Here is a 10,303-nt window from a genome sequence, read left to right on the forward strand (position 1 = left end):
TGGCGACGCCTGGAGCGCCGCGCGTCCTTTGGATGCGCAAAGGACGCTCCAGCACTTTAAGTCACGTCGCTGCCATGAGCCGCGCCATGGACGGAAACACGGAAGGCCGCCGGCTTCGAAAGAAGCGGCGGCCTTTTCCTTGTCCGGATCCTGCCTGGTCAATGCCCTCTATTTGGTCAATGCCAGGCTTTCGATGTTGCGCGCTATATCCTGGAAAGCCTGGTTGAGCTCCGTCCCGTTCGCGGCCTGATAGAAGTGCTTGATCTTGCCGGTATCCGGGCTCGCGCAATTCTGCAGTGTCGCCTGGGCATTCTCCTCGTTGAGATCGAAACCGATGGTGAAGATTTCGATGCCCTTGTCGCGCATGGCGGTACAGAGCGTCTTGGCTGCCGTGCGGGTCGGTTCCTTGCCGGCATCATTGTAGACCTCACCGACAGTGCTGGCATCGAAATAGGACAGGTTGAACTCGCCGTCGGTCATCAGGATCGCGATTTTGGCGACCTTTTTCGGATCCGCCTTGGCCGGCCGCTGCGACGCGTTCATCAAACTGCCCCAGTTTTCCGAAAGCATGTACCAGGTCCACTGCACGCCGATATGGCCCGCGGTGCCGCCCGATGCGACAAAGTTCTTGATGACGTTCTTGAGCGCCACGGCGTCCGCCGTCAGCGGCTTCAACGCGGCGACCGGGCAGGCAGCCGTGCCGGTCGGCCAGGCGAAGAACGACAACAGGTAATCGCGATTGATCATGCTGATGTCGGGACCTACATCCGAATATTGATAGGTGCCCTTGCGCTCAGTGGCGCAATTGTCCGGACGCGTTAAGCCGGAGACATACTGTATAGCGCCATTGCCGGGCGCCTGCTTGCGCTGGCTGGTCGAGGCTTCGACGTAGACGCTGCTGCCGGCAAGCGCGCCGGCATTCACCGAATTGGCGTAGGGCACGATGGAGACTCGCACTCGGGGGCTGGCGGGGTCCTGACCGCCCAGGAAGCTGTCGACCGCGTTCGCTGCGGCCGTCCTCAGGTCGATTATTTTCTGGCCGGCCATTGAACCTGTGACGTCGAGCATCATCGCCACTTCGATCGTCTTGTCCGAATAGACTGCCGTCGTCGATGCGGCAATGCGCTTCATGTCGCCCATGCCGAAGATTGGAAAATAGAGGCCAAGATCGACATGGATCTCCGCCTGAACCGTCTTGGCGATTTTGTCGATGGTCAATTTGTCGAGGACGATCCGATCAGCCTGCAGCATGCCCGCTCGGCTGTTGGCATCGAGAAACGCCTGCACCGACTTGTTGGCGTCGGCCTCGTTGATGACGCCGGTGGTCAGGTCGCGTGCCGTCGAGGTCACCGCCGCATCGACCACGCCCTGTAAGCTCGATTTGGTGTTGTAGAGCTGGGAAACATTGACGGCAAAGCCAACGCCAAGCGCCAGCACCGACGCGACCATGCCGAACAGAACCGCCAAATTTCCGCTTCGATCTCGGGCAAAGCCGCCGATCGCGTGAACAAGACCCCCAAAACGCCGCATGCTTTCGCCTCCATTCGCCACGACCTCGAAGCCGTGTGAAGGCCGCATTGCAGGATTCCGGCCGGACGGCGTCGTCAACGCAGCAAAAGCCAGCGGCTCATCGTCAAGCCATTGTTTTTGCTTTGTTTCGAAATGCGGCAATGTAAACAACTGGTAAACGACAAGCCGCTGCGGCAGTTTCGTTTGCCAAGCGCTTACCATGATCCCGACGTCTGCCGTGGAGCACAACAGCCCGATCCCGATCCGGCACAGAGGGTCTGTGCCGAAGCGGATCAGGCGCATCATATCCGTAGGACAGCCCGATGATCGTAACAGCCGGACGCGCTGGACGCGCTGCGCCGCTATGTCAGCATCTGCGCGCTGGCCGTCCTGTCGACCCCGCGATGAGGCGGGTTGAACAGATTGCTTTCCTGCTCGTAGGTCCAGACCTTGAACAGGCTGAGCCGGTGCGGGCCGAAACTGTGCAGCAGCGGCACGTCGGTCGCGTCGCGGCCGCGCGCGATGACGACGCGGCCGATCCTCGGCATGTTGTGGCGGGGGTCGAACGTGTACCACTTGCCGTCGAGGAACACTTCCAGCCACGCCGAAAAATCCATCGGTGCCGGGTCGACCGGCACGCCGATGTCGCCGAGATAACCGTTCACGTAGCGGGCTGGGATGTTCATGCAGCGGCAGAGCGTGATCGCCAGATGAGCGAAGTCGCGGCAGACGCCGACGCGCTCCTCATGCGCCTGCGCCGCCGTGCGGGTCGGGCGCGCATAGCCGTAGCCGAACGACAGACGGTTGTGGACATAGTCGATGATCGCCTGCACCCGGGCCCAGCCGGATGGAACAGGCCCGAAAACCTGCCAGGCCAGATCGCTGAGATGATCGGTTTCGCAATAGCGACTGCCGAGCAGATAACACAGCACCTCGTCGGGCAACTCCGCCACCGGCACTTCCCTGGCCAGCGTGTTGACCTCGTCGGTCTCGCCGCTGTCCTCGACGACGGCGTCGTAAAGAATGCGAAAGCCTCCGCCAGGCGCGGTGAAGCGGCGGCAGGTGTTGCCATAAAGATCGTGATAGAGCCTGGTTGGGACGGAAGGCGAGGTCAGCACGCGCGTTTGCCGCTTGATGTCGGCCTGGCGCTGCTTGTGGATCTCGAGCAGCGAAATCACCGGGGTGGATTCAGCACAGTCGATGGCGATTTCGTAGCCGAGCCGAATCAGCATTGCGGTTCCCCTCTTGTGAGTGTCGTGGAAGACGATGGGATTAACGCGAGATGGCCGGCCGTGGTTCCCTGGTCTGTCGAAAAAGGCGATCTCGTGCCTTCCCATGCCGCCGGTGCGACGTTACGGTCGATCGACAGGCTTTGGTTCCTTCCGAAACAACTTGGGATAGCAGATGTTCGCAGGCAGAAAATTCGCAGCCTTGCTGTTCGATATGGACGGCACGGTGGTCAATTCGATTGCCGCGGCAGAAAGGGTCTGGGCAGATTGGGCACGCCGGCAAGATCTCGACGTTGCCGCATTCCTGCCAACGATCCACGGCGTGCGGGCGATCGAGACCATCGCTCGGCTGGCGCTTCCAGGCGTTGACCCGATGCGTGAAGCCGATGCGCTTCTGCAGGCCGAGGTGGCCGATATCGACGGCATCCTTCCAATCGCCGGCGCCGCGGCGTTTCTGGCGTCGCTGCCACCCGAGCGCTGGGCAATCGTCACTTCGGCGCCGCGCGAGCTGGCTCTGCTGCGCATCGCGGCCGCCGGCATCCCGCTTCCCGCCACCCTTGTCGCGGCCGAGGACGTTTCCCGCGGCAAGCCGGCGCCGGATTGCTTCCGGCTGGCGGCCGAGCGGCTGGGCGTCGACGCGCGCGACTGCCTCGTTTTCGAAGATGCGCCCGCCGGGATAGCGGCGGCCGAGGCCGCGGGAGCCACCGTCGTGGTGATCAGCGCCACGCACCAGCATCCGTTGCAAACGCCGCATGCTGCGATCGCCGGTTATGACGGGATCGGCGTCACTGTCGACGACCGCGGCTGGATTGTCCTCGCGGCGGAGCGGGCTGCGGCCTAGGGCGGGCTGCGGCCTAGGGTATGTTGAGATTCAGGTCAGGCCGAGCCTGGGTCGAAGACGGGCGCGAAGCGACCAGACTAGGTGGGTTCCGAGAACCGGAACAGAGCGGACTTTCAGGTCCGTGAGAAGCGCAGGAATCCGCTGTTCGCAGGCCGGCATCACCTGAATATCGACATAGCCTTAGAAATCGCTGGCCCTTAGAAATCGCTGGTCAGGCCCTTCACTTCCCAATCGCCATAGCGGCCGGGTTCCCTGCCGCCACGGCCGCCGAGTTCCCGGGGCATCGCGGCTTCCTGCTGGCGATAGTGTTCGCGCCGTGCTTCCGCTTCCGCCAAAGCGCGGCGGGCTGCCGGTGTCAGCGTCCTTTGCGGCACGTCGTGACCGGGGCCGGCGTCTGCATTGCTGGTTTCGCCTGTTTTATTGGTTTCGTCGATCATGCGATATTCCCGGCGGATTGAAACAGGGCCACACGTTTCCCATCATATAGCGATGAGCCGACAAGGATCGACCCTTTTTCCGGAAGGCCGGCAGAAACGGAGCAGACAATGAACACACTTCGCACCGCCATGCTTTTGGCAGCGATGACCGCGCTGTTCATGGGCGTCGGCTATCTGATCGGCGGATCGGGCGGCATGGTGATCGCCTTGCTGATTGCCGCCGCCATGAACCTGTTCAGCTATTGGAACGCCGACAAGATGGTGCTGTCGATGAACCGCGCCGTCGAGGTCGACGAAAGGAACGCCCCGGAATATTACGCCATCGTGCAGAGCCTCGCCAGACAGGCCGGCCTGCCGATGCCGAAAACCTATCTGATCGACAACCCGCAGCCCAACGCTTTCGCCACCGGCCGCAACCCGCAGAATGCCGCGGTCGCCGCCACCACCGGACTGTTGCAGCAACTATCGCACGAAGAGGTCGCGGCGGTGATGGCGCACGAGCTCGCCCATGTGCAGCACCGCGACACGCTGACCATGACGATCGTCGCCACGCTTGCCGGCGCGATCTCGATGCTCGGCAATTTCGCCTTCTTTTTCGGCGGCAACCGCGACAACAACAATTCGCTTGGCATTATCGGTGTGCTGGTGGCGATGATCGTGGCGCCGTTCGCCGCGATGATCGTGCAGATGGCGGTCAGCCGCACCCGCGAATACGAGGCCGACCGGCGCGGCGCCGAGATCTGTGGACAGCCGCTCTGGCTTGCCTCGGCCCTTGACAAGATCGCTCGCGGCGCCGAACGCATCCGCAACCCGGATGCCGAGCGCAATCCGGCAACTGCCCACCTCTTCATCATCAATCCTCTTTCCGGCGAGCGCATGGACAGCCTGTTTTCGACCCACCCGAGCACCGACAACCGCATCGCCGCCCTGCAGGTGATGGCGCAGGATATGGCCGGTGGCGCGTCCGCCTCCGCGCGACCGCAAACGCCGATGTCGCGGCAGGCAGACGAACAGCGGCCTTCGGGCCCGTGGGAGAAAGCTGAGCAGCCGGCTGAACCGGCCAGGCCGAAGTCCAATCCCTGGGGCCGCAATCCGACCGGACCCAAGGGTCCGTGGTCGTGAGCGAAGCGAAACGCCGGCACCGAATTTCAGGCGATCATGAAAACAATGCAGCGAGCCCCGGCGAACCTGTTGCGGGCTTGGCCGCGCGCAAGGCCGCGGCACGATTGCTGGCCGCCGTCATCGATGCGAGGACGCCGCTGGACGGGCTGACCGACCACGAGAACGGTCATCCGCAATACAAGGCGCTCGATCTGCGTGACCGGGCGCTGGTGCGCGCCATACTGGTCACTGCGCTTCGCTTCCGCATGACCATATCAGGGTTGCTGGCCCGCCGCCTGGAAAAGCCGCTGCCACCCAACGCCACCGCGCTTTCGCATATTCTGCATGTAGCAGCGGCGCAGATCCTGTTCCTCGATATTCCCGACAGCGCCGCAGTCGACCTTGCCGTGACCCACGCCAAGTCCGATCCGCGCACGGTGCGCTTCTCCGGTCTCGTCAATGGCGTGCTGCGCACGCTGGCGCGATCCAAGCAGGCCGAACTGGCTGCAGCGCTTGCCGCCACCGACGAAGCGCCGAAATGGTTTTCCCACAGGCTGAAAGCCGCCTATGGCACTGAGAAAGCCAGGCAAATCCTCGCCGCCCACAGGTACGAGGCGCCGGTCGACTTCACGGTCAAGACCGATCCTGCGCTGTGGGCCGAGCGGCTCGGCGGCATCGTGCTGCCGACCGGCACTGTGCGCGTGGAGAAACTCAGCGCCTCGGTCACTGAACTGCCCGGCTTTGAAGACGGCGCCTGGTGGGTCCAGGATGCCGCCGCCAGCCTTCCGGCCCGGCTTTTCGGCGACGTGAGGGGTTTGCGCGTCGCCGATCTCTGCGCCGCCCCCGGCGGCAAGACCGCTCAGCTCATTCTCGGCGGCGCCACGGTCACCGCGATCGATTCCTCGAAGAACCGGTTGGCGCGGCTCTCGCAAAATCTCGAACGGCTCGGTTTGTCCGCAGAGGTTGTCCAGGCCGATCTGCTCAAATACGAGCCGGAACAACTGTTCGACGCCGTCCTCCTCGACGCGCCCTGCTCCTCGACCGGCACGGTGCGGCGGCATCCCGACGTGCCGTGGACGAAGACGGCGGCCGACATCGAAAAGCTCGCCAATCTGCAACGCAGCCTGCTCGCCCGCGCCGTCAGCCTGGTCAAGCCTGGCGGGCGCATCGTCTTTTCCAACTGCTCGCTCGACCCGCTCGAAGGCGAGGCGCTTCACCGCGCCTTCCTCGCCGGGACGGCTGACATTGTCGACGATCCGCTCCGCCCGGGCGAGATCGCCGGCATTGATCCGTTCCTGACGCCGCAGGGCACGCTGCGCACCACGCCCGCAGATCTGGAGCTCGGCTCACCGGAACGGTCCGGCCTGGATGGCTTCTTCGCCGCCCGCATGCGCAGACCCGGCCAACGCTGAAAGTTTGAAGACTGTTTTAGGAAGAATCTTGCGGAAAGCAGGCTGAATTCCAAGGCCTCCGTGGAATTCGCCTTCGCATAAGTTCTTGAATCACATAAGCTTGTCTTCGGATTGGGCGCTACGAGGAGGGCTTTTGGCGATCGCTGCCGGCAGCACGACGCGTCTATGGACGCTTGTCGCGAAGGAGTTTTGGCGCAAGACGCGCCGGCGCCTGCGTGGCGGGCCGATCCATCGCTGGCGCTACTCCGGCCGCACACCGGAACGCGTGTTGATCGCGCCGCCGGACCTGCGCCTGGCCGACCGGCAGATCGCGCTCGAGATTTATTATGGCCGCTATCCGCTGTCGGGACATCTGGTCGAAACCGGCGGCAAGTCGCCCTTCCAGATCGCCGTGGCCAATCCCGGCTGGCAAAAGGCCCTGCACGGCTTTCGCTGGCTGCGCCATATGCGCGCCGCCGGTACCGAGCTTGCCGCCGCCAATGCCCGCGCGCTGGTCTCCGACTGGATCGCCATTCATGGCAGCAATATTTCCGGTGTCGCCTGGGAGCCCGGCACGACGGCCAAGCGCGTCATTGCCTGGCTGCAGCATTCCTCGGTGGTGCTGCAGGGTGCTGAATTTCCCTTCTACCGGGCCTTCCTGAAATCGCTGGCCATGCAGATCCGCTATCTCAGGGCGATGGCACGCGAGATGCCGGACGGCAAAGACAGGCTGCGCGCCCGCATCGCGCTTGCCTTTGCCGCTCTGTCGCTACCGGCGCCGGCGTCGGCGCTGCGCGGCGCGACCCGCAACCTCGCCGAGGAACTCGACCGTCAGATTCTGCCGGATGGCGGCCATATTTCCCGCAATCCGATGGCCGTGCTTGAAATCCTCGCCGACCTTCTGCCGCTGCGACAGACCTATGCCAATCAGGCCGAAACGCCGCCGGCGGCGCTGATGGGCGCCATCGATCGCATGCTGCCGGCGCTGCGTTTCTTTCGCCACCAGGACGGCAGCCTCGCCCGCTTCAACGGCATGGGCGCGACCATCCACAACCGCATCGCCACCATTCTGCGCCACGACGACACCGCCGGCGCGCCGTTGCTGCACGCACCGCATTCGGGCTACGAGCGCCTCTCCATGGGCGGCGTCACCGTGATCGCCGATACCGGCCCGCCACCGTCCATCGATGTTTCCAACGCGGCGCACGCCGGATGCCTTTCCTTTGAGCTGTCTTCCGGCCGCCGCCACTATGTCGTCAACGCCGGCGTGGACACCTATGGCGCCGCCGAATTCCGGCCGCTTGCCCGCGCCACGGCCGCCCATTCGACAGCCACCATCAACGACACCTCGTCGGCTCGTTTCAGCCACTCGCTGCGCGTCAACGATCTGCTCGGCACGCCGCTGATCGGCGGCCCACAGCATGTGCCTTGCAAGCGCACTGATCAGCAAGGCATCCAGGGTTTTCTGGCTCGCCATGACGGCTATGTCGCGCGTTTCGGCTTGCTGCATGAGCGCGAACTGAAATTGTCGACGAACGGCAATGTGCTCGCCGGCAGGGATCGCCTTCTGCGGCCGGGCAATGCTGCGATCCGCAACAACGGCCGCGATTTCGTCACCGTGCGCTTCCACATCCATCCCGACATAGGCCTGCTCAAGGACGAGCACGACCGTCTGGTGCTGACCGCCGATGAAGCCGACACATGGGTGTTCACCTGCACCGAGGTGACGCCCGAGGTCGAAGAATCCATTTATTTCGCCGGTCTTGGCGGCCCGCGCCGCAGCCGGCAGATCGTGCTGGCCTTCAAGGCGTCAGAGATTTCCGAAGTCCATTGGCAACTGACACGGACGGCCATCGCCGGTCATCCGGCAAAAAGCTGAGACTGCGGTTAGTCCCGCAGTTTGATTTCCAGGCCTCATGTGCTACGGCGCGCGGACACTGTCCCAACCAGCCGTGAAAGGCCGCCAGCCCATGGCCGTCGCCGCCAAGAACATTCCCGCGCCCGACCTCGTTCCCGTTCGCCGCGCGCTGCTTTCCGTTTTCGACAAGACCGGGCTCATCGATTTCGCCAGGGCGCTGGCCGCGGCCGGCGTCGAGCTGGTCTCCACCGGCGGCACGGCAAAGGCGATCGCCGAGGCAGGCTTGGCTGTACGCGACGTCTCCGAACTCACCGGCTTTCCCGAGATCATGGACGGCCGCGTCAAGACCCTGCATCCGTCCGTGCACGGCGCGTTGCTTGGCGTGCGCGACGATCCCGAACACGCCGCGGCGATGCGCGATCATGGCATCGAGCCAATCGATCTCGTCGTCTCCAATCTCTACCCTTTCGAGGATGTCCGCCGCTCCGGCGCCGCTTACGCCTCGATCGTCGAGAACATCGACATAGGCGGCCCGGCGATGATCCGCGCTTCGGCCAAGAACCACGCTTACGTCGCCATTGTCACCGATCCCGAGGACTATGCCTCGGTGCTCAACGCGCTGGAGATGAATTTCGGCTCGCTCTCGCTGGATTTCCGCAAGAAGCTGGCGGCCAAGGCCTTCGCCCGCACCGCGACCTATGATGCGGCGATTTCCGGCTGGTTCGCCGAAGCGCTGGAGATCGAGCATCCCACCTGGCGCGCCTTCGGCGGCAGGCTCGACCAGGTGATGCGCTACGGCGAGAACCCGCACCAGAGCGCCGGCTTCTACGTCGATGGCGACAAGCGACCGGGCGTCGCGACGGCGCGCCAGCTTCAGGGCAAGCAGCTTTCCTACAACAACATCAACGACACCGACGCCGCCTTCGAACTGGTCGGCGAGTTCGATCCGGCCCGCTCCGCCACCGTCGCCATCATCAAGCACGCCAACCCATGCGGCGTCGCCGAGGGCGCTTCGCTGAAGGCGGCCTATGCCAAAGCGCTTGCCTGCGATCCGGTCTCGGCCTTTGGCGGCATTGTCGCGATGAACCGCACCCTCGATGCCGAGGCAGCCGAAGAGATCGTCAAAACCTTCACCGAGGTCATCATCGCGCCGGGCGCCTCGGACGAAGCAATCCGCATCGTCGCCGCCAAGAAGAATCTGCGCTTGCTGGTCACCGGCGGCTTGCCCGATCCGCGCGCCGCCGGCTCCACTGTGAAATCCGTTTCCGGCGGGTTGCTCGTCCAGGGCCGCGACAATGCGGTGGTCGACGACCTCGACCTGAAAGTCGTGACCCGGCGCGCGCCGACGCCGGCCGAAATGGCCGATCTCAAATTCGCTTTCCGCGTCGCAAAGCACGTCAAGTCGAACGCCATCGTCTATGTCAGAGACGGTGCCACCGTCGGCATCGGCGCAGGCCAGATGAGCCGCGTCGATTCCTCGCGCATCGCCGCGCGCAAGGCGCTCGACGCGGCCGAGGCAGCCGGCCTGGCCGAGCCGCTGACCAAGAATTCTGTCGTCGCCTCGGATGCCTTTTTCCCGTTCGCCGACGGGCTGCTGTCGGCGATCGAAGCCGGCGCCACCGCCGTCATCCAGCCGGGCGGCTCGATGCGCGACGACAATGTCATCGCCGCCGCCGACGCCCACGGCATCGCGATGGTGTTTACTGGCGTCAGGCATTTCAGGCATTAGCGCCTCACCCTCCCCCTCGTGGACCCCTCGTGGGGAGGGTCGGCAAACGATCTTTGCGAAGCAAAGTTCGTGAGCGGGGTGGGGGAGCGCCGGGGGGGGGGGGGGGGGGGCGGGCGGCGGCGGGGGGGGGGGGGGCGGCGCGCGGGGGCGGGGGGGGGGGCGGGCCCGCGGCGCGCGCGCGCGAGCGCGGGGGCCGCGCGGGGCCGCG

General features: G+C 64.6%; 8 protein-coding genes. 5 read left to right on the forward strand and 3 right to left on the reverse strand.

What is annotated here, in order from left to right; all coding sequences use genetic code 11:
- Positions 1–168: 168 nt before the first annotated feature.
- Positions 169–1,530: a TadE/TadG family type IV pilus assembly protein gene (locus tag AC0L2Z_RS29370; protein WP_473629990.1), complete on the reverse strand. Its 1,362-nt coding sequence runs from the start codon at positions 1,528–1,530 to the stop codon at positions 169–171.
- Between the two features lie 341 nt (positions 1,531–1,871).
- A complete protein-coding gene (locus tag AC0L2Z_RS29375; protein ID WP_473629991.1) occupies positions 1,872–2,741 on the reverse strand; it encodes a transglutaminase-like domain-containing protein in 870 nt (289 codons plus the stop codon).
- A 172-nt stretch (positions 2,742–2,913) separates the two neighbouring features.
- Between AC0L2Z_RS29375 and AC0L2Z_RS29380 the strand changes: the two genes are divergently transcribed.
- Positions 2,914–3,579: an HAD-IA family hydrolase gene (locus tag AC0L2Z_RS29380; RefSeq protein ID WP_473629992.1), complete on the forward strand. Its 666-nt coding sequence runs from the start codon at positions 2,914–2,916 to the stop codon at positions 3,577–3,579.
- A 197-nt stretch (positions 3,580–3,776) separates the two neighbouring features.
- Here AC0L2Z_RS29380 and AC0L2Z_RS29385 read toward each other — a convergent pair whose 3' ends face one another.
- Positions 3,777–4,016 carry a DUF1674 domain-containing protein gene (locus AC0L2Z_RS29385; RefSeq protein ID WP_473629993.1) on the reverse strand — a complete coding sequence of 80 codons (240 nt, stop codon included), beginning with the start codon at positions 4,014–4,016 and terminating at the stop codon, positions 3,777–3,779.
- Positions 4,017–4,124: 108 nt separating this feature from the next.
- Between AC0L2Z_RS29385 and htpX the strand changes: the two genes are divergently transcribed.
- The 4 genes from htpX (at position 4,125) to purH (ending at position 10,095) form a co-directional block, all read left to right on the forward strand.
- On the forward strand, positions 4,125–5,138 hold the full coding sequence (htpX, locus tag AC0L2Z_RS29390) for a zinc metalloprotease HtpX (protein ID WP_473629994.1): 1,014 nt from the start codon (positions 4,125–4,127) through the stop codon (positions 5,136–5,138).
- On the forward strand, positions 5,129–6,529 hold the full coding sequence (locus AC0L2Z_RS29395; protein ID WP_473629995.1) for an RsmB/NOP family class I SAM-dependent RNA methyltransferase: 1,401 nt from the start codon (positions 5,129–5,131) through the stop codon (positions 6,527–6,529). The genes htpX and AC0L2Z_RS29395 overlap by 10 nt, the downstream gene beginning before the upstream one ends.
- 133 nt (positions 6,530–6,662) lie before the next feature.
- Positions 6,663–8,387, forward strand: coding sequence for a heparinase II/III family protein (locus AC0L2Z_RS29400; RefSeq protein ID WP_473629996.1), 1,725 nt, complete (start codon positions 6,663–6,665; stop codon positions 8,385–8,387).
- Between the two features lie 91 nt (positions 8,388–8,478).
- Positions 8,479–10,095 (forward strand): bifunctional phosphoribosylaminoimidazolecarboxamide formyltransferase/IMP cyclohydrolase, encoded by a 1,617-nt coding sequence (gene purH, locus AC0L2Z_RS29405; RefSeq protein WP_473629997.1) that lies wholly within the window; start codon positions 8,479–8,481, stop codon positions 10,093–10,095.
- Positions 10,096–10,303: the final 208 nt, after the last annotated feature.

Source organism: Mesorhizobium sp. WSM4850, assembly GCF_055811735.1.